This is a genomic window from Streptomyces sp. HUAS MG91 (assembly GCF_040529335.1).
Classification (GTDB): domain Bacteria; phylum Actinomycetota; class Actinomycetes; order Streptomycetales; family Streptomycetaceae; genus Streptomyces; species Streptomyces tabacisoli.
In genome coordinates this window covers 1,996,674-2,022,646 of record NZ_CP159534.1, presented here as the reverse complement: position 1 = coordinate 2,022,646, position 25,973 = coordinate 1,996,674, and the positions used below count along the sequence as shown (strand labels likewise).

At 71.5% G+C, this 25,973-nt stretch carries 24 protein-coding genes; 15 read left to right on the top strand and 9 right to left on the bottom strand.

The window, feature by feature from the left end:
- Window positions 1-9: 9 nt before the first annotated feature.
- The 6 genes from ABII15_RS09360 to ABII15_RS09335 form a co-directional block, all read right to left on the bottom strand.
- Window positions 10-999 (bottom strand): zinc-dependent alcohol dehydrogenase family protein, encoded by a 990-nt coding sequence (locus tag ABII15_RS09360; protein ID WP_353941818.1) that lies wholly within the window; start codon window positions 997-999, stop codon window positions 10-12.
- On the bottom strand, window positions 996-1,829 hold the full coding sequence (locus ABII15_RS09355; RefSeq protein WP_353941817.1) for a carbohydrate ABC transporter permease: 834 nt from the start codon (window positions 1,827-1,829) through the stop codon (window positions 996-998). The genes ABII15_RS09360 and ABII15_RS09355 overlap by 4 nt, the downstream gene beginning before the upstream one ends.
- On the bottom strand, window positions 1,826-2,764 hold the full coding sequence (locus ABII15_RS09350) for a sugar ABC transporter permease (RefSeq protein WP_353941816.1): 939 nt from the start codon (window positions 2,762-2,764) through the stop codon (window positions 1,826-1,828). Before ABII15_RS09350 ends, ABII15_RS09355 begins: the two co-directional genes overlap by 4 nt.
- Complete coding sequence (locus ABII15_RS09345) at window positions 2,761-4,131, bottom strand: sugar ABC transporter substrate-binding protein (protein ID WP_353941815.1); 1,371 nt, start codon at window positions 4,129-4,131, stop codon at window positions 2,761-2,763. Before ABII15_RS09345 ends, ABII15_RS09350 begins: the two co-directional genes overlap by 4 nt.
- A gap of 104 nt (window positions 4,132-4,235) precedes the next feature.
- Window positions 4,236-4,997, bottom strand: a complete 762-nt coding sequence (locus tag ABII15_RS09340; protein WP_353941814.1) for a DeoR/GlpR family DNA-binding transcription regulator — start codon at window positions 4,995-4,997, stop codon at window positions 4,236-4,238.
- Window positions 4,998-5,258: 261 nt separating this feature from the next.
- Window positions 5,259-6,104 carry an NAD(P)-dependent oxidoreductase gene (locus ABII15_RS09335; protein ID WP_353941813.1) on the bottom strand — a complete coding sequence of 282 codons (846 nt, stop codon included), beginning with the start codon at window positions 6,102-6,104 and terminating at the stop codon, window positions 5,259-5,261.
- A 199-nt stretch (window positions 6,105-6,303) separates the two neighbouring features.
- Between ABII15_RS09335 and ABII15_RS09330 the strand changes: the two genes are divergently transcribed.
- The 3 genes from ABII15_RS09330 (at window position 6,304) to ABII15_RS09320 (ending at window position 9,095) form a co-directional block, all read left to right on the top strand.
- Entirely contained in the window at window positions 6,304-7,263 is a 960-nt protein-coding gene (locus ABII15_RS09330) for a 5-dehydro-4-deoxyglucarate dehydratase (RefSeq protein WP_353941812.1), read from the top strand.
- Complete coding sequence (locus ABII15_RS09325) at window positions 7,260-8,429, top strand: hypothetical protein (protein WP_353941811.1); 1,170 nt, start codon at window positions 7,260-7,262, stop codon at window positions 8,427-8,429. Before ABII15_RS09330 ends, ABII15_RS09325 begins: the two co-directional genes overlap by 4 nt.
- Window positions 8,430-8,510: 81 nt before the next feature.
- The gene (locus ABII15_RS09320; RefSeq protein ID WP_353941810.1) at window positions 8,511-9,095 is read left to right on the top strand and encodes a TIGR03086 family metal-binding protein; all 585 of its coding nucleotides are present in this window, start codon (window positions 8,511-8,513) and stop codon (window positions 9,093-9,095) included.
- Here ABII15_RS09320 and ABII15_RS09315 read toward each other — a convergent pair.
- Window positions 9,064-10,287 carry an MFS transporter gene (locus ABII15_RS09315; RefSeq protein ID WP_353941809.1) on the bottom strand — a complete coding sequence of 408 codons (1,224 nt, stop codon included), beginning with the start codon at window positions 10,285-10,287 and terminating at the stop codon, window positions 9,064-9,066. The two genes, ABII15_RS09320 and ABII15_RS09315, sit on opposite strands and share 32 nt — an antisense overlap.
- A 217-nt stretch (window positions 10,288-10,504) precedes the next feature.
- Here ABII15_RS09315 and ABII15_RS09310 point away from each other — a divergent pair, with 217 nt between their 5' ends.
- The 10 genes from ABII15_RS09310 to ABII15_RS09265 all read left to right on the top strand — a co-directional run bounded on the left by ABII15_RS09310 (window position 10,505) and on the right by ABII15_RS09265 (window position 22,305).
- Complete coding sequence (locus tag ABII15_RS09310; protein ID WP_353941808.1) at window positions 10,505-11,167, top strand: GntR family transcriptional regulator; 663 nt, start codon at window positions 10,505-10,507, stop codon at window positions 11,165-11,167.
- A complete protein-coding gene (locus ABII15_RS09305; RefSeq protein ID WP_353941807.1) occupies window positions 11,164-12,081 on the top strand; it encodes a dihydrodipicolinate synthase family protein in 918 nt (305 codons plus the stop codon). The genes ABII15_RS09310 and ABII15_RS09305 overlap by 4 nt, the downstream gene beginning before the upstream one ends.
- On the top strand, window positions 12,078-13,814 hold the full coding sequence (gene araD, locus ABII15_RS09300; RefSeq protein ID WP_353941806.1) for an L-arabinonate dehydratase: 1,737 nt from the start codon (window positions 12,078-12,080) through the stop codon (window positions 13,812-13,814). Before ABII15_RS09305 ends, araD begins: the two co-directional genes overlap by 4 nt.
- A 127-nt stretch (window positions 13,815-13,941) precedes the next feature.
- Window positions 13,942-14,886 (top strand): sugar ABC transporter permease, encoded by a 945-nt coding sequence (locus ABII15_RS09295; RefSeq protein ID WP_353941805.1) that lies wholly within the window; start codon window positions 13,942-13,944, stop codon window positions 14,884-14,886.
- Entirely contained in the window at window positions 14,883-15,803 is a 921-nt protein-coding gene (locus tag ABII15_RS09290) for a carbohydrate ABC transporter permease (RefSeq protein ID WP_353941804.1), read from the top strand. The genes ABII15_RS09295 and ABII15_RS09290 overlap by 4 nt, the downstream gene beginning before the upstream one ends.
- A complete protein-coding gene (locus ABII15_RS09285; RefSeq protein ID WP_353941803.1) occupies window positions 15,800-17,014 on the top strand; it encodes a Gfo/Idh/MocA family oxidoreductase in 1,215 nt (404 codons plus the stop codon). Before ABII15_RS09290 ends, ABII15_RS09285 begins: the two co-directional genes overlap by 4 nt.
- On the top strand, window positions 17,011-17,904 hold the full coding sequence (locus ABII15_RS09280; RefSeq protein ID WP_353941802.1) for a PmoA family protein: 894 nt from the start codon (window positions 17,011-17,013) through the stop codon (window positions 17,902-17,904). The genes ABII15_RS09285 and ABII15_RS09280 overlap by 4 nt, the downstream gene beginning before the upstream one ends.
- Window positions 17,901-19,502 carry a family 43 glycosylhydrolase gene (locus tag ABII15_RS09275; RefSeq protein ID WP_353941801.1) on the top strand — a complete coding sequence of 534 codons (1,602 nt, stop codon included), beginning with the start codon at window positions 17,901-17,903 and terminating at the stop codon, window positions 19,500-19,502. The genes ABII15_RS09280 and ABII15_RS09275 overlap by 4 nt, the downstream gene beginning before the upstream one ends.
- A 69-nt stretch (window positions 19,503-19,571) precedes the next feature.
- Window positions 19,572-20,921 carry a sugar ABC transporter substrate-binding protein gene (locus ABII15_RS09270; RefSeq protein ID WP_353941800.1) on the top strand — a complete coding sequence of 450 codons (1,350 nt, stop codon included), beginning with the start codon at window positions 19,572-19,574 and terminating at the stop codon, window positions 20,919-20,921.
- Between the two features lie 85 nt (window positions 20,922-21,006).
- Window positions 21,007-22,305, top strand: coding sequence for a pectate lyase (locus ABII15_RS09265; RefSeq protein ID WP_353941799.1), 1,299 nt, complete (start codon window positions 21,007-21,009; stop codon window positions 22,303-22,305).
- Window positions 22,306-22,438: 133 nt separating this feature from the next.
- On the opposite strand, the gene ABII15_RS09260 is transcribed toward ABII15_RS09265, so the two are convergent.
- The gene (locus tag ABII15_RS09260) at window positions 22,439-22,750 is read right to left on the bottom strand and encodes a hypothetical protein (RefSeq protein ID WP_353941798.1); all 312 of its coding nucleotides are present in this window, start codon (window positions 22,748-22,750) and stop codon (window positions 22,439-22,441) included.
- Between the two features lie 246 nt (window positions 22,751-22,996).
- On the opposite strand from ABII15_RS09260, the gene ABII15_RS09255 reads away from it, so the two are divergent.
- Entirely contained in the window at window positions 22,997-23,791 is a 795-nt protein-coding gene (locus ABII15_RS09255) for an HAD family acid phosphatase (protein ID WP_353941797.1), read from the top strand.
- Window positions 23,792-23,900: 109 nt separating this feature from the next.
- Window positions 23,901-24,443: a hypothetical protein gene (locus ABII15_RS09250; protein WP_353941796.1), complete on the top strand. Its 543-nt coding sequence runs from the start codon at window positions 23,901-23,903 to the stop codon at window positions 24,441-24,443.
- A 4-nt stretch (window positions 24,444-24,447) separates the two neighbouring features.
- On the opposite strand, the gene ABII15_RS09245 is transcribed toward ABII15_RS09250, so the two are convergent.
- Window positions 24,448-25,908 (bottom strand): penicillin-binding transpeptidase domain-containing protein, encoded by a 1,461-nt coding sequence (locus ABII15_RS09245; protein WP_353941795.1) that lies wholly within the window; start codon window positions 25,906-25,908, stop codon window positions 24,448-24,450.
- Window positions 25,909-25,973: the final 65 nt, after the last annotated feature.

Below are 25,973 nucleotides of genomic sequence, written 5' to 3'. Positions count from 1 at the left end.
CCGACCGTCCTACGGCACCACCACGATCTTGCGGCCCACCCCCGACGCGAACTGGTCGAGGGCCTGCGGGTAGGCGTCCAGCGGGAGGCGGTCGCTGATGAAGACGTCCGGGTCGAGGACGCCGCCCGCGAAGAGTTCGGCCGCGCGCTCGTAGCTGTGCAGGACCGCCATCGACCCGGTGATGGTGATCTCCTGGTTGTAGATGCGGTACGGGTCGATGGTCACCCGGGTCGCGTAGTCGGCGACGCCGAACTGGAGGAACGTACCGGCCTTGGACACCCGGCCGAGGCCGTCCTGGATCGCCGCCGCGTTGCCGGTCGCGTCGATGACGACGTCCCAGCCCTCGGGCCGGTCCAGCTCGTCGGGGCCCGCCGCCGACGCGGAGACGCCGAGCCGCTGGGCCGTGGCGAGCCGGTCGGGGTTGAGGTCCACGACGTCGACGCTCGCGGCGCCGGTCCGCTTGGCGAGCTCCAGCATCATCAGGCCCATGGTCCCCGAGCCGTAGATCAGCACATGCGCCCCGAGCCGGGAGTTCAGCACGTCGTAGCCGCGCACCGCGCAGGACAGCGGCTCGATGAGGGCCGCGTCCTGGGTGCGTACGTGGTCGGGCAGGAGGACGCAGTTGGCGGCGGGGGCAAGCGCGTACTGGGCGGCGCCGCCCGCGGTGGTCACACCGATCGCGGCCCACCGCTCGCACAGGTTGCCCCGGCCCGCCCGGCAGAAGCGGCACTCGTGACAGTGCAGGGAGGGGTCGACGGCGACCCGGTCGCCCACGCGCAGCTCCGTGACGTCGCGGCCGACCTCGGCGACCGTGCCGGCGAACTCGTGGCCCGGCACCACCGGCAGCGTGGGCGCGAACTCGCCCTGGAGGATGTGCAGATCGGTGCCGCACAGCCCGCAGGCCGCGACCTCGACGACCACGTCCCGGGGCCCCGGCGTGGGGTCGGGCACCTCGCCGACGGTGACCTTGCCGACGGACTCGACGATCGCTGCCTTCATTTCACTGCTCCCAACGACAGGCCCTGGACCAGCTTGTCCTGGGCGGCGAACCCCGCGGCGAGCACCGGCAGGGAGATCACGAGCGACGCGGCGCACACCTTCGCCAGGAACAGGCCCTGGCTGGTGATGAAGCCGGTCAGGAAGACGGGCGCGGTCTGGGCGACGACCCCGGTGAGCACCCGTGCGAAGAGAAGTTCGTTCCAGCTGAAGATGAAGCAGATCAGGGCCGTCGCCGCGATGCCGGGCAGCGCGATGGGGGCCACGACCCGGGTGAGGACGGTCGGCAGCCGGGCGCCGTCGATCTGCGCCGCCTCGATCACCGCGACCGGCACCTCGGCGAGGAAGGACTGCATCATCCACACCGCGATCGGCAGGTTCATCGACGTGTAGAGGATGACCAGCAGCCAGATGTTGTCGAGGAAGTCGGTGTTCTTCGCGAAGAGATAGATCGGCAGCAGCCCGGCGACGACCGGCAGCATCTTCGTCGACAGGAAGAAGAACAGGACGTCGGTCCACTTCTTCACCGGCCGGATGGCGAGGGCGTACGCGGCCGGGAGCGCGAGGAGCAGCACGAACAGGGTCGAACCGAGCGACGCCACCAGCGAGTTGATCAGCGCGGGCCAGGGGCTCGCGCCGCCGCCCGCGCCGAAGAAGTCGCGGTAGCCGTCGAGGGTCAGCGCGGCCGCGAAGGACGGCGGGTTGGTCGCGGCGTTCTCCTCCGAGTGGAAGGAGGTCAGGACCATCCAGGCGATCGGCAGGAAGAAGACGATGCCGAGCAGCCAGGCCGCAAGGCCGAGTCCCTTGCCTTTGAGGACCGTTGCGAGGTTCATCCGCGGCCCACCTCCTCGCGGAACAGCGACGACACGACGCGCAGCGCGAACGTCGCGATGATGATGGAACCGATGACGACGAGGACGCCCGCCGCGGAGGCGAGACCGTTCTCGTGGGCCTGGTAGAAGGTCTGGTAGACGGTGTAGGGCAGGTTCGCCGTGCCCAGCCCGCCGGAGGTGAGGGTGAACACCGCGTCGAAGTTCTGCACGATGTAGATCGAGCCGAGCAGGGCGCCGAGTTCGAGGTAGCGGCGCAGGTGGGGGAGGGTGAGGTGGCGGAAGATCTGCCAGGGGCTCGCGCCGTCCATCCGGGCCGCCTCGATCTGCTCGGCGGAGCGTGACTGCAGGCCCGCGAGCAGGATCAGCATCATGAACGGGGTCCACTGCCAGATCAGCGACATCTCCACGGCGAGCAGCGGCGTCTTCGAGATCCAGTCGGGCTGGGGGCCGCCGACGTAGTGCAGCAGGCCGTTGAGCAGCCCGTACTCGGGGTTGTAGAGGACGTGCTTCCACAGCAGGGCGGCCGCCACGGGCACGACGAGGAACGGCGCGATCAGCAGCGTACGGACGATGCCGCGGCCTCTGAACCTCCGGTCGAGGAGCAGCGCGAGCGCCAGCCCGGCGACCAGGCTCACCACGACCACGGTCACCGTCAGCAGGATCGTCGTCAGGACCGACTTGCGCAGATCGGGATCGGTGAGGACCTCGGAGTAGTTGGCGAACCCGGCGAAGTGGCGGGCGTCGGGGTAGAGGGCGTTCCAGTCGAAGAACGAGATCACCAGCGTGGCCACGAACGGCAGCTGGGTGACGACGATCATGAAGACCAGGGCGGGGAGCAGCGGCGCGCGGGTGGCCCAGGCGCGCAGCCGTCGGGGCGGGCGCCGGCTCGCGGCGGTCTGCGGTGCGGCCACGGGGGCCGAGGTCACGGTCGTCATCGGCCCTCGTACTCCTTCGCGATCTCGGAGGCGAGTTTCTGGGACTTGTTCAGCGCCGAGTCGACGGACTGGCGCCCGGCGATCGCCGCGCTGATCTCCTGCGAGACCTTGGTGCCGAGATCGGTGAACTCGGGGATGCCGACGAACTGGATGCCCGGTGCGGGCCGCGGCTGGACGCCCGGGTCGCGGGGCCTTGCGCCCTCGATGGCGGCGCGGGTCTGGTCCTGGAAGGCGGCGGCCTCGGCGCGGTACTGCGGGATGTCGTAGGTCGAGGCGCGCTTGCCGGCGGGCACGTTGGCCCAGCCGAACTTCTCGCCGACCAGCTTCTCGTACTCCTTGCCGGACGCCCAGGAGATGAACTTCCAGGCCTTGTCGGGGTTGTGGGACGCCTTCTGCAGGCCCCACGCCCACGTGTACAGCCAGCCGCTGGACCTCGTCTTCTCGGTGGGCGCGGCGACGTATCCGATCTTTCCCTTGACCGGCGACTTGGCCGACTCCAGGGAACCGGCGGCGGACGTGGCGTCGTACCACATGGCGGTCTTGCCCTGGGTGAGGTTGTTGAGGCACTCGGCGAACCCGGACTGCGCGGCGCCCGACTCGCCGTGCTCGCGTACGAGGTCGACGTAGAACCGCGTCGCGTCCTTGAAGCCCTTGTCGTCGAGGCGCGCCGTCCAGTCCTTGTCGAACCAGGTGCCGCCGTAGGTGTTCACCACCGTCGTCAGCGGCGCCATCAGCTCGCCCCAGCCGGGCAGGCCGCGCAGACAGATGCCCTTCATGCCGGACTCGGCGCCGTCGGCCTTCGCCGCGAGGTCCGCGACCTGCTTCCAGGTCGGGTGCGCGGGCATCGTCAGGCCCTTCTTCGCGAAGACGTCCTTGCGGTACATCAGGAAGGACGACTCGCCGTAGAAGGGCTCCCCGTAGAGCTTGCCGTCGTCGCCGGTCAGCGACTGCCGCATCGGCGCGAGGATGTCCTGCTGGTCGAAGCCGGGGTCCTTCTTCACGTACGGGCCCAGTTCGTGCAGCCAGCCGTTGCGGGCGTAGATCGGGATCTCGTAGTTGGAGAGCGTCGCCACGTCGTACTGGCCCGCCTGGTTGGCGAAGTCCTGGCTGATCTTGTCGCGGACGTCGTTCTCCGGCAGGACCGTGAAGTTCACCTTGATCCCGGTCTCACGGGTGAAGTACTTCGCGGTGAGTTTCTGCAATTCGGTCATCTGCGGGTTGTTCACCATCAGGACGTTGATGGAGTCGCCGCCCCCGAGTCCGCCCGCTCCGGCCCAGCAGCCGGACAGCAGAGGGGTGAGCAGCGTCCCTGCGGCGGCCGTCGCGAGCAGGGCGCCCGGCGGCCTCCGTCGGCTCTGGGTTCGCATGGATGCTCCTGGACTTCTGTCGCGTATGGGATGAATCGCTTGACCGATGGGTGTGCGGTGCCGACTCCCGTGCGCCGCACGGGAGGTGACGGTGCGTCCGGTGTTCAGGCGCGGATGACCTGCGGGCCCATCAGTGAGTAGCGGTGTGCTTCGGACACGGGCAGCTGGCTGCTCGTCACGATCGTCTCCAGGGCGCCCACGGGCGCGAACCGGCAGAAGCTGACCGCGCCGAACTTGGTGTGCACGCCCACGAAGACCGTGCGCCGGGCCGCCCGGATCGCCTGCGCCTTGACCTCGCTGACCGCCGGGTCGGGGGTGGTCAGGCCGTGGTCGCGGCTGATGCCGTTGGCGCCGATGTAGGCGAGGTCGATGACGAAGCCGGCGAGCATCTTCGTCGTCCAGTGGTCCACGGTGGCCAGCGTGCCCGCGCGGACCCGCCCGCCGAGCAGCAGGACCGTGGTGTTCGGCGCCTCGGCCAGCGCGCCCGCCGTGGCCAGCGACGCCGTGACGACGGTGAGCTGCCGGTCGCGCGGCAGCGCCTCCGCGATGAGCTGCGGGGTGAACCCCTCGTCGACGAAGACCGTCTCCGCGTCGCCGAGCAGATCGGCGGCGGCCGTGGCGATCCGCCGCTTCTCGGGGACGTGCATGGTGGTGCGGAACGCGAGCGTCGTCTCGAACCCGGCGCTCTCCACCGGGTACGCCCCGCCGTGCGTGCGCCGGACCAGACCGTGGTCCTCCAGGGCGCGCAGATCGCGGCGGACCGTCTCCTTGGCGACGCCCAGTTCGGCCGCGAGTCCGGTCACGTCGACGCTGCCGGTGCGGCGCGCCGCGCGTACGATCTCCCGCTGCCGTTCCTCGGCGCTCATGTCGCCCCTCCGTGCCCTGGTGCCGTCGTGCCCGTTCGGGCCCGGTGGGGCCCGCTCCGGAATTTCTACCGGGGCTACGAGGTGGTGACCAGGTCTGTCAGGGAGGCGATGCGGCCCGCTTGTGTCCGTTTCGGGGCGTGGCTGCCCGGCCCGGACCAGGGAAGGAGCCGGGGATCATGTGGTTTCGGGCGGGGTGGCTGCCCGTTTCGCGGGGCGAGGGGGCCCGCTTGGTGCCCGAGTGGGGCGCGGGCCGTGCGGGGGTCAGTACGGCCAGATCGGCGGGTCGTTGATGAAACGCCCGCCCATGTACCGGTGTGCCGGATTGTCGTCGCTGAGCGGGCCGAACTCGGCGAGCAGCTTCTCCGCGTACACCTCGGAGTCGTCCTGCGGCTCGTAGCCGAGGGCGCGGGCGCTCGACAGGTCCCACCAGACACGGGTGTTGGCGGACGAGCCGTAGGCGACGGTGTGGCCGACGTCCGGCGCGGACAGCGCGGCGTGGAAGAGGCGGGCGCCGTCGGCGGGGCTCATCCAGACCGACATCATGCGGACGTCGGTGGGCTCCCTGAAGCAGGAGCCGATCCGGACCGACACCGTCTCGACGCCGTACTGGTCCCAGTAGAACTGGGCGAGGTCCTCGCCGAACGACTTGGACAGGCCGTAGAAGGTGTCGGGGCGGCGCGGGGTCGAGACCGGGACCACCGGGGCGCCGTCCTCGGTGCGCGGGCGCGGGGTGTAGCCGATCGCGTGGTTGGAGGAGGCGAAGACGACGCGCGGCGCGGTGCCGTCGGCACGGGACCCGCCCTCCGCGCGGACCGCCTCGTAGAGCCGCTGGGTGCCCTTGATGTTCGACTCGACGATCTTGTCGAAGGTCGACTCCAGGGAGATGCCCGCCAGATGCAGCACGCCGTCGACGCCGCGCACCGCCTCGCGCAGCGCCTCCGGGTCGTTCAGGTCCGCGACGATCGCGTCCCGCGCGCCCTCGACGGGGCGGACGTCGAGCAGGCGCAGGGTGTACCCGTACTGCGGCAGCAACTCGCGCATCAGGGTGCCGAGTCCGCCGGCGGCGCCGGTGAGCAGGAGAGTGCGGGGCGCGGAGGGGACTGGCATGTGCGAGATCTCCATGTCCATGCGTGAGCGGCATTCACATTCGTGGACACGCTAAGGAGGCGGCCCCGCTCCGTCAAGGTCCCGCCGAGTTCGGACGCTTGACCGTCTGCTTTGGGGCGGCTTACGGTACATGCGTTCAGAAATATAGACGCGGATCAGAAACATGCACATGCGTGCGTGCAACGCTCAGGGAGAGCCCGTGACGTCAGCCGCCCTCGCCGTTCGACTCGGTGTCCCGAGTGGCCCGCTCTTCTTCCCGGTCACCCCGTACGGGCCGGACGGCGCCGTCGACCTCGACACCTACCGCACCCATGTGCGGCGCGGCGTCGAGGCCGGGGCCGCCGCCGTCTTCGCCTGCTGCGGCACCGGGGAGTTCCACGCGCTCGCCCCCGAGGAGTTCGAGGCGTGCGTGGCCGCCGCGGTCGAGGCGGCGGACGGGCGGGTACCGGTGGTCGCGGGCGCCGGATACGGCACCGCGCTCGCGGTCCGCTACGCACGCGCGGCCGAACGGGCGTGCGCCGACGGCCTGTTGGCGATGCCGCCCTATCTCGTCGTCGCCGGGCAGGAGGGCCTGCTGCGGCACTACACCGAACTGGCCGACGCGACCTCCCTCGACGTCATCGTCTACCAGCGCGACAACGCCGTGTTCACCCCGGAGACCGTCGTCGCGCTCGCCCGCCACCCGAAGGTGATCGGTCTCAAGGACGGGCTCGGCGACCTCGACCTGATGCAGCGGACCGTGAGCGCGGTGCGCGCCTCGGGCGTCCGCGACGACTTCCTGTACTTCAACGGGCTGCCCACCGCCGAACTCACCATGCTCGCCTACCGGGGCATCGGCATCACGCTCTACTCCTCCGCCGTGTTCTGCTTCGCCCCCGAGATCGCCCAGGCCTTCCACCGGGCCGTGAACACCGGCGACGACACCACGGTCAACGCGCTGCTCGACGGCTTCTACCGGCCGCTCGTCGAACTGCGCAACCAGGGGCGGGGCTACGCGGTCGCGCTGGTGAAGGCCGGGGTACGGTTGCGCGGGCTCGACGTCGGCGAGGTCCGCCCGCCGCTGCACGAGCCGACCGAGGAACACGTCAAGCAGCTCGCCGAACTCATCGACCGGGCGGCGGAGTTGCTGGACTCCGCGAGTGAGGAGCAGGGCGCGTGAAGACCTCCGCCTTCGTCTACCCCTGGGACGTCGTCGGTGACCCGGACGCCGCCCGCCGCATCGCGGACCTCGGCGTCCGGCAGGTCACCCTCGCCGCCGCCTACCACTCCACCCGGGCCCTCACCCCCCGCCACCCCCGGCACCGCGTGGTCACCGCCGACCACGCCTCCGTCCTCTACCCGCCCGACGAACAGCACTGGGCGGCACATGAGTTGCGGCCGTACCCGGCCGGGGACTGGGCGCCCGGCGACGCCTGGGGCGAGGCCGCCGCCGCGCTCACCGACGCCGGTCTCGACGTGCACACCTGGGTCGTCCTCGCCCACAACTCCCGCATGGGAGACGAGCATCCGGACACCTCGGTCGTCAACGCGTACGGCGACCGCTACCCGTGGGCCCCCTGCATCGCCCAACCCGCCACCCGCGCCCACCTCGTCGCCCTCGCCGCCGAGGCCGCCACCCGGCCCGGCGCGCGCGGCACCGAACTCGAATCGCTCGGCTGGTACGGCCTCGCCCATCTGCACGCCCACGACAAGACCGGCGGCGTCGGCCTCGGCGAGGCCGCGCAGTACCTGATGGCGCTCTGCTTCTGCCCGGACTGCCGGGACGGGTACGCCCGACACGGCCTGGAACCGGATGAGTTGAGGCGTTCGGTGCGGGCCGCCCTGGAACCCGTATGGCGGGGCGAGGCCGCCGACGACGGCTGGGGGAGCGTCGAGAAGCTGCTCGGCGCCGAGACGGCCGCCGCCACCCGCGCCCATCGCGACGCCACCGCCCGCGGCCTCCAGGAAGCCGCCGTCGCGGCGGTACGGGAAGCGGCCCCGGCCGGCTTCCAGGTACTCCTCCACGCCGACCCCGTCTCCTACCACTGCGGCGCCAACGCCGGCGTGGACCCCGCGCACATCCTGTCCGTCGCCGACGGGGTGGTCGTGCCGTGCACCGGCGGCGCCGGACCGCTGACCCCCTTCGCCGAGCAGGACAAGGGGGGCGGGAAGGTGCTCGCCGCGAACCTCACCGTCGTACGGGGCATGGGCGGCAGCCCCCACACCCTCGCCGCCGACGCGCGGGCCGCCCGCGAGCTGGGCGCGAACGAGCTGCGCCTGTACCACGCGGGGCTGGCGTCGGACGCCGACCTCGGCCTCGTCGCGGAGGCCCTCGCGGAGCTGTAGAGGCAGCACCGATGAGTTCCGGGCCACCACGGGGTCAGTACCGGTGAACACGGCACACCACGCCTCACCGGAAGGGTCACCATGAGTGACACGACAGTGGACCTCGGCCCCCAGGCCCGGATCGTCGCCCGGCTCGCCCACGGCGTCCGCGAGGACCAGCTCGACCTGCCCACGCCCTGTCCCGACTACGCGGTACGCCATCTCATCGGGCACCTCGTCGGCCTCGCCGGCGGCCTGCGCGCGACGGCCCGGAAGGAGCGCGCGGACGGCGACACGGCGCAGCCCGGCAGCACCCTCCCCGAGCTGTCCCCGGACTGGCGCGCCGCGCTGCCCAAGGCGCTGGACGAGCTGGCCGAGGCCTGGCGGGCCCCCGCCGCCTGGGACGGCACGACCCACGCGGGCGGTCTCGACCTGCCCGGCGCCGTCGCCGGGCTCGTCACCGCCGACGAACTCGTCGTGCACGGCTGGGACCTGGCCCGCGCCACCGGCCAGGAATACGCCCCGGACGAGGCGGCCCTCGGCGCCGCCCACGCGCTGCTCGCCCCGGCCGCGGACGACAGCGCGCGCGGCGGCCTGTTCGGCCCGGTCGTCCCGGTGCCCGAGGATGCGCCGCTCACCGACCGGGTCATCGGGCTCAGCGGCCGCGACCCTGGCTGGCGTCCGTAGCCCCGGCCCCCGCTCCCGCGGCGACGGCCACCGCCAGGCCCGCCGCGCCCACCACCGGCAGCAGCACCCCGGGCGGCGCCACCTCCACCAGCCCCGCGCCCGCGGCGAGCGCCACCGCGGTCGGCGTGAACAGCACGGTGTGCGCCGCCGCCGACACCCGGCCGAGCAGCGCGTCCGGCGTCGTACGCTGCACCGTCGTCAGGGCCGCCACCAGCGGGCACGGCAGCCCGAACCCGATCACCGCGCCGCCCGCCAGCGCCGCCGCGTCGTACGGCAGCGCCCGCACCGCGTTGCCCAGCGCGAACAGCGCGATGCCGTACGCCGCGAACCGGTGCGGGCCGAACCGGCGCAGCAGCGCGCCCGTCAGCAGACCCGACGCCACGGAGCCCGCGCCCTGCACCGCGTACAGCACCCCCGTGTACGACGGCGCGCGGCCCAGCGCCCCGACGACCGCGAACAGCGACCCGGCGGCGATCCCCGACAGGAACATGGTGGCGCCCCCGGCCAGCACGAGGCGGCGCACGGGCGGCCGCGCCCACAACTCCCGTACGCCGTCCAGGGCTTGGGGGCGTACCCGGCGCGCCCGGCGCTGCGCACGGGAGCCCGGAATCGCCGCGAACAGGCCCGCCGCGACGGCGAACGTCACCGCGTCGAGCAGCGCCACCCGCGGCCCGCCGAACGCCGTGTAGAGCGCGGCCCCGGCGAGCGGCGCCAGGATCTTCGTACCCTCGTTCACCGACATGCGCAGGCCGTTCAGATCACCGAGCACGTCCCCGGGCACGGCGCTCGCCACGAACGCCGCCTCCGCCGCCTCCGTGACCACCCCGCACGCCCCGTACAGGACCAGGACCGTGAACAGGATCCACAGCCGGTCAGGACCGTCGACCGCGAACAGCGCGAGGAGGAGCACGGCCAGTCCCGCGTTCACCACGACGAGCAGCCGCCCGCGCCGGACCCGGTCCACGACCGCGCCCAGCCAGGGACCGGCCAGCGTCGGCGCCCACAGCGCGGACACGCACAGCGCCGCCAGCCCGTCCGAACCGGTCAGCTCCTTCGTCCAGACCCCCGCGACCAGCCACAGCGCGCTGGTGCCGAACCCGGACACGAACACGGCGAGCAGATAGCGGGAGGCGGCCCGGTCGCGCAGCACGCGGAGGAGCGGGGCCGGTGCCTTCTCGGTCGGAGTCGTCATGGCAGCTCAGACTGCGGCTAAGGACCGGGCCCCGGGATCGGTCAACTGCCCTAATCCGCGCGGCCGTACGTGGGCCCGTGCGGACTTCTTTTGCCGGAAGCGTTGACGAAACCTCGCCGTGCTTCTAGCTTCAACGCGTCGTACTTCGTACGTCATATATGAGACGCGATACGTGATACGCGGTACGCGGTACCCCGGCCCACACCGAGAGGCGCGCATGACCTCTGTGCCCACCCCGATTCCCTCCCGCACCCAGTTCGTCCTGGAGGAGATCAAGCGCCGCATCCTGACGGGGCAGTTGAGACCCGGCCAGGCCCTGGTCGAGACCGACCTGGCCGCGCAGTTCGGGGTCTCCAAGACACCGGTGCGCGAGGCGCTCAAGACGCTCGCCGGGACCGGGCTCGTCGTGATGAACCAGTACAAGGGCGTCACGGTGCGCATGGTGGACGCGGACATGGCCCGCGAGGTCTACGACGTGCGCCTCCTGCTCGAACCGGAGGCCCTGCGCCGCACCGTGCGCCGCAAGGCGTCCCTCGACGCCGCCCGCGACGCCCTGCGCGCCGCCGACACCGCGGCCGACACCGCCCAACGGTCGCTGGCCAACCGGGAGTTCCACCGCGCCCTCTACGCCCCCTGCGGCAACCCGCTGCTGGGCAAGATGCTCGACGAGGTGCGCGACCAGGCCGCACTGGTCTCCGCGGTGGCCTGGGCCGCCGACCCGTCCTGGGAGCGGGAGGCCGCCGAGCACCGGGAGATCCTGGAACTCGCCCTGGCCGGCGACGCGCAGGGCGCCTCGCGCGCGCTGCGCGACCACATCGCGTCGTTCGTGCGCCGGGCCTTCCCCGAGGCCCGTGAGGAAGAGAGTGAGCAGCCGTCATGACCGCGCCGAAGGCCTCGTACCCGACCCAGCGGTCCGCGCTCGCCGACGTCGTGGCGATCCCGGTGACCCCGTTCGCCGCGGACGGCTCCGTCGACGAGCCGGCGCTGCGGACCCTGCTGCGGCGGCTGCTCGACGGCGGCGTGCGCGTCCTCACGCCGAACGGCAACACCGGCGAGTTCTACGCCCTGACCGACGCCGAGCGTCGCCTGGTCGCCGAGGCGGCCCTCGACGAGGCGGGCGCCTCGGCCGCCGTCCTGGCCGGCGTCGGCCACGACGTGCCGACCGCGATCGCCGCCGCCCGGCACGCCCAGGAGCACGGCGCGAGCATGGTGATGGTGCATCAGCCGGTGCACCCGTACGTCTCCGAGGGCGGCTGGGTCGACTACCACCGGGCCATCGCCGACGCGGTGCCCGGCCTCGGTGTCGTCCCCTACATCAAGACCGCCACCCTGCCGGGCGCCCGGCTCGCCGAACTCGGCGCGGCCTGCCCGAACGTGATCGGCGTCAAGTACGCCGTCCCCGACGCGGCGCGCTTCGCGGCCTTCGCGCGCGACGCGGGCCTGGACCGTTTCGTATGGGTGGCCGGACTCGCCGAGCCGTACGCCCCCTCCTACTTCTCGGCGGGCGCCACCGGCTTCACCTCCGGACTGGTGAACGTCGCCCCGAGCGTCTCGCTGTCCATGATCGAAGCGCTTCGATCCGGGGACTACCCGGCCGCGATGAAGGTCTGGGAGCAGATCCGCCGTTTCGAGGAACTGCGCGCCGCCGACGCCTCGGCCAACAACGTCTCCGTCGTCAAGGAGGCCCTGGCCTCGCTCGGCCTGTGCCGCCGCGACGTCCGGCCGCCCAGCCGGGAACTGCCCGAGGCGGAGCGCGCCGAGGTTGCGGAGATCGCGGCGGGGTGGTCGATATGACCGGCCGTCGGCGGCTCGCCCCCGAGGAACTGCGCTCCCACCAGTGGTACGGCACCGAGGGCGCCCTGCGCACCTGGTCGCACAACGCCCGGATGCGCCAACTCGGTTACGAGGCCGAGGAGTACCGGGGCCGCCCGGTGATCGCCGTCCTCAACACCTGGTCCGACATCAACCCCTGCCACGTCCATCTGCGCGAGCGCGCCGAGGCGGTCAAGCGGGGCGTGTGGCAGGCGGGCGGCTTCCCCCTCGAATTCCCCGTCTCCACGCTCTCGGAGACGTACCAGAAGCCGACCCCGATGCTCTACCGCAACCTCCTCGCCATGGAGACCGAGGAACTCCTCCGCTCCTATCCGGTCGACGCGACGGTGCTGCTCGGCGGCTGCGACAAGTCGACCCCCGCGCTCCTCATGGGCGCCACCTCCGCCGACGTCCCCGCCCTGTTCGTGCCCGCCGGGCCGATGCTGCCGGGGCACTGGCGCGGCGAGACGCTCGGCTCCGGCACCGATATGTGGAAGTACTGGGACGAGCACCGCGCGGGCAACCTCACCGACTGCGAACTGCGCGAACTCCAGGGCGGGTTGGCGCGGTCGCCGGGCCACTGCATGACCATGGGGACCGCCTCCACCATGACCGCCGCCGCCGAGGTCCTCGGCATGACACTGCCCGGCGCGTCCTCCGTTCCCGCCGTCGACTCTGCGCACGAGCGGATGGCCGCCGCCTCCGGGCGCCGCGCCGTCGAGCTGGCGTGGACAGCGCTCAGGCCGTCCGAGATCCTCACCCGCGAGGCCTTCGACGACGCCGTCACCACCGTGCTCGGCCTCGGCGGCTCCACCAACGCCGTCATCCACCTCATCGCGATGGCCGGACGCGCGGGCGTCGCGCTCACCCTCGACGACTTCGACCGCATCGCCCGCACCGTGCCGGTCCTCGCCAACGTGCGGCCCGGCGGACGGACGTACCTCATGGAGGACTTCCACTTCGCCGGCGGACTGCCCGCCTTCCTCTCCCGGATCACCGACCTGCTGCACCTCGAACGGCCCACGGTGAACGGCACGTTGGGGGACCAGCTCGACGGTGCCGTCGTCCACGACGACGACGTCATCCGCACCCGGGACAACCCGGTCGCCGCCGAGGGCGGTGTCGCCGTCCTGCGCGGCAACCTCTGTCCCGACGGCGCCGTCATCAAGCACATCGCCGCCGAGCCGCACCTGCTCGAGCACACCGGTCCCGCCGTCGTCTTCGACGACTACAAGACCATGCAACGCACCATCGACGACCCGGAGTCGGGCATCACCGCCGAGAGTGTGCTCGTACTGCGCAACTCCGGTCCCAAGGGCGGGCCCGGCATGCCCGAGTACGGCATGCTCCCCATCCCCGACCACCTGCTCAAGCAGGGCGTACGGGACATGGTGCGGATCTCCGACGCCCGGATGAGCGGCACCAGTTACGGGGCGTGCGTCCTGCACGTGGCCCCCGAGTCGTACATCGGCGGCCCGCTCGCACTGGTCCGCACCGGCGACCGCATCACCCTCGACGTGGCCGCCCGCAGCCTCCGGCTCGACGTGGACGACGAGGAGCTGGCGCGCCGCCGCGCCGAGTGGAGCGCACCGCCCGAGCGGTACGGGCGCGGCTACGGCGCGCTCTACAACGAGCAGATCACCCAGGCCGACACCGGCTGCGACTTCGCCTTCCTGGCCAGGCCGGGCAAGGTGCCGGACCCGTACGCGAGCTGAGCCCGCCGCCGCGCGGGCCCCGCCCCCGGCTCTCCATGATCGACATATCGAACGGTGTCCGCGAAGCGCTTCACCCGCACGACGTACCGACCCGCCGACCTGAGCCACTGAGAACGGAGTTCCCGTCATGGCCCAAGCCGCAGCCGTGGCCAAAGCCCCGCCGGCCGGACCGCCGCCCCGGCGCCGCCGCACGTCCGCCACCCCGCGCAGGCTGCCGTATCTGCTGATCGCGCCCGCCGGTCTGCTGATGCTGGGCTTCATCGCGTACCCCGTCATCAGCGTCTTCTACTACAGCCTCCAGAACTACAACCCCACCAAGCCGTGGCGGAACGGCTTCGCGGGCCTCGACAACTTCGTCACCGCGTTCACCGGCGACCCCGACTTCTGGAGCACGCTCGGCTTCAGCCTCCAGTGGGTCGTGGTGCAGGTCGTCCTGCAACTCCTGCTCGGGCTCGGGCTCGCGCTCGTCGTGAACCAGACGTTCATCGGCCGCGGCCTCGCCCGCGCGCTGGTCTTCTCGCCGTGGGCCGTCTCCGGCGTGCTGACCTCGTCCATCTGGATGCTGCTCTACAACTCCCAGACCGGCATCACCCGTTACCTCGCCGACGCGGGCATCGGTAGTTACGGGACGTCGTGGCTTTCCGACACCGCGACCGTCTTCCCGGCCGTCGTCACCGCCGAACTCTGGCGCGGCGTACCGTTCTTCGCGATCCTCATCCTCGCCGACCTCCAGTCCGTCTCCAAGGACCTGTACGAGGCGGCCGAGGTCGACGGTGCGAGCCGGCTGCGGCAGTTCCTCCACATCACGCTGCCGCACCTGAAGGACGCCATCATCCTGTCCACCCTGCTGCGCGCGGTGTGGGAGTTCAACAACGTCGACCTGCTCTACACCCTCACCGGCGGCGGGCCCGCGGGGGAGACGACGACCCTGCCGCTGCGGATCGCCTCCATCGCCGTCGACAGCCACGACTTCGGCTACGCGTCCGCGCTGACCTCCATCGCCTTCGTGATCCTCCTGTTCTGCTCGATGCTCTATCTCCGCCTGAGCAAGTTCGGGGGCGACGACAAGTGACCGTAAAGGAAGCGCAGTTGACCCCCGCCGCCACCGCCACCGCCTCCGCGCCCCCGGCACCCGGCCGGCGCCGCCCGGAGACCAGGCCGTCGAAGAAGGGTTCGTCCTGGGACGACGTGCCTCGCCGGCAGATCTACGTGCCGCTCGGCGTGTACCTCCTCTTCACGCTGATCCCCTTCTACTGGATGCTGCTCTTCGCGTTCCGGCCCACCGGCTCGACCTCGCTCGTGCCGTGGCCGCTCACCTTCGAGCACTTCGACAAGGTCTGGAACGAGCGGGCGTTCGCCACCTTCTTCCAGAACAGCCTGCTCGTCGGCGTCGCCTCGATGCTCATGACGACGGTCGTCGCCCTGGCCGGCGGCTACGCGCTCGCCCGCTTCGACTTCAAGGTCAAGAGGGCCTTCATGCTGGCCCTGCTCTGCTCGCAGTTCATCCCGGGCGCGCTGATGCTGGTCCCGCTCTTCGAGATCTTCGCCAACCTGAAGATGATCAACTCGCTGGGCAGTGTCATCATCGCCGAGACGGTCTTCCAGCTGCCGCTGACGATGATCCTGATCAGCGGCTTCATCCGGAACGTGCCGCCCTCCCTGGAGGAGGCCGCCTGGGTCGACGGCTGCGGACGCTTCCGCGCCTTCTGCGCGGTCGTCCTGCCACTGCTGCGGCCCGGACTCATCGCGGTGGGCTCCTTCGCCTTCGTGCACAGCTGGAACCACTTCCTGTTCGCCCTGATGTTCCTCTCGGACCAGAGCAAGCAGACGATCCCGGTCGGCCTCGCCACCCTCATGGGCGCCGACTCCGTCGACCTGGGCGCGCTCGCCGCGGGCGGGGTCGTGGCCGCCCTGCCCGTCGTGATCGTCTTCGCCTTCATCCAGAAGTGGCTCGTCACGGGCTTCAGCGCCGGGGCGGTGAAGGGATGACCACCGAGATTCCGGTACCCGTCGTTCTCGCGGGTGCCCGCGGACACGGCCGCTGGCACCTGGACAACATCCGGCGGCTGGCCGACGCACGCCTCGTCACCCTCGCCGGGGTCTGCGAACCGAAGCCTCTCTCGGACTCCGAGCTGGCCGGCTTCGGAGATGTGGCCCAATCCCCGGACCTCGGCGACCTCCTTGACCGCACCGGCGCCCGCGCCGCGGTCATCTGCACCCCGATCCCGACCCACACCGGCCTGGCGCTCACCGCCGCCGCGCGGGGCGTGCACCTGCTCCTGGAGAAGCCGCCCGCGCCGTCGTACGCGGAGTACGAGCGGATGGCCGCCGGGGTCGCCGCGGCCGGTGTCGCCTGCCAGATCGGGTTCCAGTCGCTCGGCTCGCACGCGGTGTCTCATATACGAGATCTCGTACGGGACGGGGTCATCGGCGAACCCCTCGGCATCGGCGCCGCCGGAGCCTGGGCCCGCGACGAGGCCTACTTCCGGCGCGCCCCCTGGGCGGGGCGGCGCAGGCTCCCCGACGGCACCGGCAGCCAGGTCGACGTGGTCGACGGCGTGCTCACCAACCCCTTGGCCCACGCCGTCGCCACCGGCCTCGCCCTCGACGGCGCGACCGGCGCCGACGACCTGACCGACATCCGCACCGAGTTGTTCCGCGCCAACGCCATCGAGGCCGACGACACCTCGTACGTCTCGATCACCACCCGCACCGGCTCGCGGGTCACCGTCGCCGCGACCCTGTGCGCCGAGCGGCCCGACGAGCCCTACGTCGTCGTGCACGGCACCCGTGGCCGGATCACCTTCTGGTACAAGCAGGACCGCGTCCTCGTGCAGCGCGCCGGACACGGCCCGCGCGAGAGCACGTACGCCCGTACGGACCTCCTGGAGAACCTGGTCGCCCACCTCACCGACCCGGCCGGAGCCACCGGACTCCTCGTCACCCCCGCCGCGACCGGCGCCTTCATGCGGGTCGTCGAGGCGGTCCGGCGCGCGCCCGACCCGCGCCCGCTGCCCGCCTCCGCGTGGCACACGGTGCCCGGCGGCGGGGGCGACGGCACCGTCCGCCGGGTCGTGCGCGGCATCGACGGACTCGTCGCGGCCAGCGCCGACACCCTCACCGGCTTCGCCGGACTCGGCGCGACCTGGGCCCGGCGGGAAGCCGACCCGGCCCGCACGGAACAGGAGGCCGCCCGGTGAACACGACCGCCACCGCACCCCTCACCCTGCACTGCGCGGGCCGCCCGGTCGCCCGCTACGAGGTCCGCGCCGACCTCGGCCGGCGCAGCGCACCGCGCCCGTTCCTGCACCCGGTGACGACCCTCGCCGGCACCCCCGTCACCGAGTACGCGCCCGCCGATCACCCGCACCACCTCGGGGCCGGCGTCGCCGTGCCGGACGTCGACGGACACAACTTCTGGGGCGGCCGGACGTACGTACGCGGCCAGGGCCCGACCGCGCTCGACAACCACGGCGAGCAGCGGCACCGCGCGTTCGAGCCGCGCTGCCCGGACGGCCGCGTCGAGGACCTGGACCGGATCGTCGAGGACCTGGACTGGATCGTCGGGGACCTGGACCGGAACGCGGAAGCGCGCCTGCTGCTGCGCGAGCGCCGCACCGTCGCCGTGACCCGGCTCGCCGACGACGCCTGGGCGCTCGACCTCACCTTCGCGCTCACCAACCCGGGCCGTGAGCCGGTCATCGTCGGCAGCCCCGCCACCAACGGCCGCCCCGGCGCCGGGTACGGGGGCTTCTTCTGGCGGGCGCCCAAGGAGAGCGCCGTCCCCTCGGTGCGCACCCCCGACGCCGAGGGCGAGGAGGCCGTGCACGGGCGCCCCGCCGACTGGCTCGCCCTGACCGGCGACGGCTGGACCCTGGTCTTCGCCGGGGCCACCGCCGAGACCCGGCGCGACCCGTGGTTCGTGCGCACCGCCGAGTACCCGGGCGTCGGCTCCTCGCTCGCCGCCCGGGAGCGCCTGCCGATCGCCCCCGGCGACACCGTCGTACGCCGGATCGTCACGGTCGTCGCCGACGGCCGCCCCGACCGCGAGCGGACCGTCGCGCTGGTCGGAAAGGCGGTGTCCGCATGACCCCCGCGGCCCGCTTCGGCGACCTGGGCGACGGCACCTACCGCAACCCGGTCCTCGCCGCCGACTGGTCCGACCCCGACGTGTGCCGCGTCGGCGACGACTTCTACCTCACCGCGTCCAGCTTCGGCCGGGCGCCGGGCCTGCCCCTGCTGCACTCCCGCGACCTCGTCAACTGGACCCTGATCGGCCATGCCCTCGACCGCCTCGAACCCACCGAGGCGTTCACGGCGCCGCGCCACGACTGCGGCGTGTGGGCGCCCTCGATCCGGTACCACGACGAGCGCTTCTGGATCTTCTGGGGCGACCCCGACCACGGCATCCACCAGATCAACGCACCCTCGATCAGGGGCCCTTGGAGCCGTAGGCACCTGCTGAAGGCGGGCAAGGGCCTGATCGACGCCTGCCCGCTGTGGGACGAGGAGAGCGGCGAGGCGTTCCTCGTGCACGCCTACGCCCGATCGCGGGCCGGCATCAAGAACCGGCTCACCGGCCACCGGATGAGCGCCGACGCCACCGAACTCCTCGACGAGGGAACCCTGTTGATCGACGGGGACCGGATCCCCGGCTGGTTCACCGTCGAGGGGCCCAAGCTGTACCGGCGCGACGGCTGGTACTGGATCCTCGCCCCGGCCGGAGGCGTGGAGACGGGCTGGCAGGGCGCCTTCCGCTCCCGCTCGTTCCACGGCCCGTACGAGGAGCGCGTGATCCTCGAACAGGGCGCCACCGCCGTCAACGGCCCCCACCAGGGCGGCTGGGTGGACACGCCCGCGGGGGAGGACTGGTTCCTGCACTTCCAGCAACGCGGTGCGTACGGGCGTGTGGTGCATCTCCAGCCGATGCGCTGGGACGCGCAGGGCTGGCCGGAGCTCGGAGCCGAGGACGCGCCCGGCGTTCCCGTGGACGTCCACCCCAAGCCGGAGCTGCCCGCCCAGCCGGTCACGGCGCCCGCGACCGGCGACGACTTCCCCGGCGGCCGGTTCGGCCGGCAGTGGCAGTGGACCGCCAACCCGCGCGACGGCCTCGCCACCGCGCACGGCGGCGACGGCCTGCGCCTGACCTGTGTGCGCTCCGCCGACGGGATGCGCGACCTGCGCCGCGTCCCGCACGTCCTCACCCAGCGGCTGCCCCTGGCCCCCTCCCGCGTGGAGGTCGGCCTCCGGCTGGACAGCACGGCACCCGGCGCCCGCGCGGGACTCGTGGTGCTCGGCGACGCCTACTCCTGGATCGGCCTGGAGCGCGCCGCCGACGGCACCGCCCACGTCGTGCACCGGTTCGCCGAGGGCCCGACCGCCGACACCGAACGCGCCGCCGCCCACCCGCGCCCGGCACCGGACGGCACGGCGCGGCTGCGCATCGACATCCACGACGGGGCACGCTGCCGCTTCCTCGTCGACACCGGCGACGGATTCCGGCCCTCGGGCCAGCTGTTCGCCGCACTGCCGTGGCGCTGGGTCGGAGCACTGCTCGGCCTCTTCGCCGCGGCCCCTGACGGGGCGGTTCCCGGCGGTACGGGACCCGCCGGGACCGCCCTCTTCACCCGCTTCCGCAGCACCGAACTCTCCGCACAGGCACCCGTCACACCCGTCACACCCGCCTGATCCAGAAGAGATCCGATCCAGAAGAAGCCCGGATCAGAAGAAGTCCGAACCAGGAGAAGAGAGCCGATCATGAACCTCCGCATGCGCAAAGGCGCGCTCCGCACCGGCACCGCCGTGACCCTGTCCACGCTGCTCGCCCTGACCGCCACGGCCTGTGGCGACGACGGCTCCGGCGCCGGCGGCGACAAGGGCGACGAGGGCTCCGGCAAGGGCACGATCACCTTCTGGGACAACAACACGGCCGTGCGCCGCGACGTCTGGATGGAGATCATCAAGGACTTCGAGGAGAAGAACCCCGACATCGAGGTCAAGTACGTCGGCATCCCCGCCGAGAGCGTGCAGTCCAAGTACGACACCGCCATCCAGGGCGGCGGCCTGCCCGACGTCGGCGGCGTGGGCACCGCGATGCTGGCCACCCTCACCGCGCAGAACGCCCTCGAACCGGTCGGCGACCGGCTGGCCACCAGCGCCCTCAACGACAAGCTGAACAGCAAGTTCCTGGACTCGGTGAAGGCGGCCGGGGGCAGCAGCGAGCTGTACACGATCCCGACGTCCGCCAACAACGGCGTCCTGTACTACCGCACCGACCTGTTCGACAAGGCGGGCCTGGAAGCGCCGACCACGTGGTCCAGATTCTTCGACGCGGCGGGCAAGCTGACCAAGACCTCGAAGAACCGGTTCGGATACACCATCCGCGGCGGCGAGGGCTCCATCGCCCAGGCCCTCGACGTGATGTACGGGCAGAGCGGCATCACCTCGTTCTGGGACGGCGACAGCGAGCGGACGACCGTCAACGACCCCAAGAACGTCGCCGCGCTGGAGAAGTACGCCGCCCTCTTCAAGAAGGCCACCCCGTCGGCCGACGTCAACAACGACTTCACCAAGATGGTCAGCCAGTGGGACAGCGGCACCATCGGCATGCTCAACCACAACCTGGGCTCCTACGCGGGCCATGTGAAGGCGCTGGGCGCCGACAAGTTCAAGGGCCTGCCGAACCCGACCGGTGACGACGGCACCCGTGTGCAGGTCTCCAATCCGGTGGACGGACTCGGCCTGTTCAAGGCGAGCAAGAACAAGACGGCGGCCTGGAAGTTCATGGAGTTCGCCGCCTCGCACAGCGAGAACAGCAAGTGGAACGAGTCGGCGGGCCAGATCCCGGCCAACACCGACGCCGCCAAGGACGCCTGGGTCCAGAAGGCCGAGCCCACCAGGCTCGCCGCCGAGGCCCTGGAGTCCGGCTCCACCAAGATCGTGCAGCTGCCGTACTACCTGCCCGACTGGAACACCATCTCCAAGGCCGACAACGAGGCCAACTTCCAGAAGGTCCTGCTCGGCAAGGAATCCGCCAAGGACTTCCTCGACACCATGGCCGACCAGCTGAACAAGGCCCAGGACGACTGGAAGCAGCAGGCCAACTAGCCCCGCACGCCGGGCCGGTGGCACCGGGACACCCCCGCCGGCCCGCCCGCCACGACACCCGCCCGATACCGGCAAGGAGCACACAATGAGCACACGCAGATGTCATGGACGTGTCATATCCGGACTGGTCGGCTGCACCGCCCTGGCCCTCGTCGTCACCGGCACCGCGGGCACCGCCCACGCGCACGGCCGCGACACCGCCCGCCAGACCCTCGCCGCCGGTGACGGCTGGGGCTCGGCGACCACCGGCACCACCGGGGGCGCCGCCGCCGACGCCGCGCACGTCTACACCGTCACCACCTGGGCCGGACTGAAGGCCGCCTTCGCCGACGGCGGCACCGCACCGAAGATCGTCAGGATCCGGGGGACGCTCGACGCGGACGGCTCGACCTGCGACGACTTCGCCGCCGACGGCTACGACTTCGACCGGTACCTCGCCGACTACGACCCGGCCGTCTGGGGCTACGAGAACGAGGTCAGCGGCGAACAGGAGGACCTGCGAGCCGCCTCCGCCACCGCCCAGGCCAAGGCCGTCAAGGCCGACGTGCCCGCCAACACCACCATCGTCGGCGTCGGCAAGGACGCCGGGATCGTCGGCGGCAGCCTCCAGATCACCGGCGTCGACAACGTCATCGTGCGCGGCCTCACCCTGGAGTCGCCGCTCGACTGCTTCCCGCAGTGGGACCCGACCGACGGCGACACCGGCAACTGGAACTCCGAGTACGACGCCGCCGTCGTCCACGGCTCCACCCACGTCTGGCTGGACCACAACACCTTCACCGACGGCGACCACCCCGACTCCACGCTGCCCACCTACTACGGCCGCCTCTACCAGCAGCACGACGGCGAACTCGACATCGTCAAGGGCGCCGACCTCGTCACCGTGTCCTGGAACGTCTTCGAGGACCACGACAAGACCCTGATGATCGGCAACAGCGACGGCGCCGCCGCCACCGACGAGGGCCGGCTGCGCGTCACCCTGCACCACAACCTCTTCAAGAACCTCGTCGAGCGCGCGCCGCGCGTCCGCTTCGGGCAGGTCGACGCGTACAACAACTGGTACGTCGCGAACGCCGACTACGGCTACTCGTTCGGCATCGGGTTCAAGTCGCAGCTCTACGCCGAGAAGAACGCCTTCACGCTTCCTGAAGGGATCGGCGCCGGGTCGATCCTCCACCGGTGGAACGACTATCCCCTCACCGCGAAGGGGAACGTCGTCAACGGTGTCGGGACCGACCTCATCGCCGCCTACAACGCGGCGAACGCTTCCGCTCCGCTGCGGTCGGGGGCCGGGTGGACGCCCGAGCTGCGGCTCCGGGTCGACCCGGCCAAGTCCGTCCCCCGACTCGTCGCCCGCGACGCGGGTGCCGCCCACCTCCGCTGACCCGTTCTCCGCCCGCGGGCCGGTGGCCTCTTCTCGAGGCGGGTGCCTCCGATGAGATGGCGCACGAAGTGCGCATCTCAGGGGCGCGGGGAACTGCGCGAGAAGCCCCACCGGGCCGCACCTGACCGGGGCCTCAGCCCAGTTGCCACAACGCGTACGCGACCACGATCAGCAGCAGCCCGGCCAGGGTCATCACCGCGCCCAGAAGCCGCAGATACCCGGGACGGGCGAGCAGGTCGCCCGTGGCGTCGAGATCGTTCACCGTGCTCGTCACGTCCCAGGAAGCGTCCCGCTTGTGGCGGACGCGCCGCGTGGTGATCCCGCGCAGGTCGAGCGCCCAGTTCATTCCGGTCCAGATCGCGACGACGCCGCCCACCAGGAAGGCGCCGAGGATCACGGGGGAGGGGCCGTGTCCCGAGGCGGTGAGGGTGACTCCGGCAGTCACGGTGGTCCGTCCTTGCTCCATCGGCTTCATGTGTGTCAGACGACCTTATGGGCCCGGGTTCAACACCAGGTCAAGTGCGGTTCACACCTGGGCAATGGCCCTGAAAGCACCCCGCCGGCGGCCGCGTCGCCCATGTGTCGGATATCGATCGAGTAAAGGGGCTCGCCCTCCGTGTGTGATGCGCGTAGACAGTGCGTGATCTGGCGCGCCTCCCGCGTGCCTCGGGCCGGATTGGGGAGACATCACATGCGGAGTTCCATCAGAATCGCGGGCCTCGCCGCGGCCTGCGCCCTCGTGGGCGGAGCCGTCTACGGCGCCGGTGCCGCCGGCGCCGACCGCCCGACCGGGAACACGACGGCCGAACCGCACAACATCGGCGAGCTCGTCAACGAGATCAAGAGCTACTACGGCGCCGCCCAGGACGCCGACGGCGTGTGGCAGGCCTCGCCGGACAGCGCGTACGCCGACGACATGGCGCGCGTCGTCGCCAAGGCCGAGCGGTCCATCGACAAGGCGGCCGAGCAGCACGGCAGGCACGGGAAGAAGCTCGCCGTCGTCTTCGACATCGACGACACGCTGCTGCTCAGCCTCGACTACGAGATCAAGACCAACTACACGTACAACAGCGCGAGTTGGGCCGAGTACGTTGCCAGGGCCGACCGGCCCGCCGTGCCCGGGACCCCCGAGCTCGTCAAGTACGCCACCCGCAAGGGCGTCACGGTGTTCTACAACTCCGGGCTCAAGGAGTCGCAGCGCGCCGGCGCCGTGGCGAACCTGAAGAAGGTCGGCATCGACGTCAACCTCGACGCCGGCCACATCTTCCTCAAGGACACCGCCAACCCGCCCGCCTACCTGAGCGACTGCGCCACCGCGGCCGCCTGGAACTGCACCACGGTGCAGTACAAGTCGGGCACCCGGCAGCACATCGAGTCCCTCGGGTACGACATCGTCGGCAACTTCGGCGACCAGTACTCCGACCTCCAGGGCGGCCACGCCGACAAGACGTACAAGTTCCCCAACCCGACGTACTTCGTCGAGTAGCCGGCGGAGCGCTGTCGGCCTCGATGGTTGTCCGTGATGCCGGACAACAGGGGACCGGTCTAGATTGACGGTCCGAGCAGGCAGGTCAGGCCATGGAGGGCGGCGGCGCGTGGGCGACGGCACGGGGACGGCGGCGTACTGGGACGAGCTCTCCCGGGACCTGCGCGGCCGCGGTCTGCCGCCCGGCCATGTCACGGCGACGGTCGCCGAGCTCGCCGCGCGGTCCGACGCCGCGGACCCGGCCGTCGCGTTCGGACCGGCCGGTGAACTGGCCGACAGGCTGGCCCCGGACCGGACCGCGCCCGACGAGCACGTCGAGATCTGGCGCTGGACCGCCGACACCTACGCCGACGCGGCGCTCCTCGACCGCTTCGGCGCCGAGGGCTGGGAACTGCGCGAGATCGACGGCCTCGGCCGCTTCGTCTGCCTCCGCGACCCGGAACACCCCGGGCGCTGGGAGTACCGCAGGGAACCGGCCGTCCCCGGCGCCGCCGCCCCCGAGGGCTGGGAGCCCTGCGGCACCTGGGTCGTCTACGACTGGTACAAGCGCCCGATGCCCCCGGAAACGGCGACCGGGGCCGGGGATCGGTCGTCCCCGGCCCCGGTGCGCCGCCGGCCGCTGCGGTGGGCGCTCGCGAAGCGCCGCCGCTGAAGCGTCAGTTCTTCAGCGCCGCCGCCATCATCGCCTTCGCGATGGGCGCCGCCAGCCCGTTGCCGCTGACCTCTGAGCGCGCCGCGTTCGACTGCTCCACGACCACCGCGACGGCGACGGACTTCCCGGTCGAGTGGTCCTTCGCGTACGAGGTGAACCAGGCGTACGGCGTCTGGCTGTTGTTCTCGCCGTGCTGCGCGGTACCGGTCTTGCCGCCCACGGTCGCCCCGGAGATCCGGGCGTTGGTGCCCGTGCCCTGGTTCACGACCGTCTCCATCGCGGACCGCAGCTGCGACGCGGTCGACGCGCTGACGACCCGGGTGTTCTCGGAGTCCGCGAACGACGTGACCGCGTCCCCGTCCGCGTCCGTCACCTGGGAGACCATGTGCGGCGACGCCTGCTCGCCGCCGTTGGCGATGGTGGCCGACACCATCGCCATCTGCAGCGGCGTGGCCGTGACGTCGAACTGGCCGATGCCGGACAGGGCGGTCTGCGCGTCGTCCATGCCGGACGGGTAGACGCTCTTCGCGGCCCGCACCGGCACGTCCTGCTCGGCATCGTCGAAGCCGAACTTCTCGGCCATCGCCTTCAGCTTCTTCTGCCCGAGATCGACGGCGACCTTGCCGAAGACGTTGTTGCAGGAGTACTGGAGCGCGGTCCTGAGCGTGGCGTTCTCGCAGGGAGCCGACGCGCTCTCGTTCTTCAGGTCCTTGCTGGTGCCGGGGAGCGGATACGGATTGGGGGAGTCGGTCTTCTCGTCGACCGACGAGTACAGCCCGTTCTCCAGGGCGGCCGCGGCGACCACCAGCTTGAACGTCGAGCCGGGCGGCAGCGCCTGCTTCAGCGCGCGGTTCAGTGTCGGCACGTCCTTGTCGGCCGCCAGCTTCTTCCACGCCGCGGCGTCCGACGAGCCCGAACCGCTGATCTTCGACGGGTCGTACGACGGCGTCGACACCATGCCGAGGATCTTCCCGGTCTCCGGGTCGATGGCGACGGCGCCGCCCTTCTTGTCGCCGAGCGCCCGGTACGCGGCCTTCTGCACACCCGGGTCGATCGTCGTGATCACGTCACCGGGCGCGGTGCTCTTCCCGGTGAGCATGTCCACGGGGTTCTTGATCTTGTTGTCGGTGCCGTCGAGCACGCCCTGGTAGAGGGACTCCAGCTGGGTGGAGCCGTACACCTGTGACGTGTGGCCCGTCACCGCCGAGTACAGCGAGCCGTCCGTGTAGCTCCGCTTGTACGCGAGATCGTTGTCGCCGCGCGTCTTCGTGGAGCCGGTCACCGCCTTTCCGCCCACGATGATGTCGCCCAGCGGATGCGCGTACTGCTGCATCAGGGTCCGCCGGTTGTTCTTGTCGTCCGCGAGGGCCTTGCCGTCGTAGAACTGCACCCATGTCACCCTCACCAGCAGGGCGAGCACGAGCAGCAGACAGAAGACGGAGGCACGTCTGATCGTCTTGTTCATCCCGCTCGGAAGACGAGCGGGACGAAGGGTTTCGTTCCGATGGCGACGCTTGTCACAGACATTCT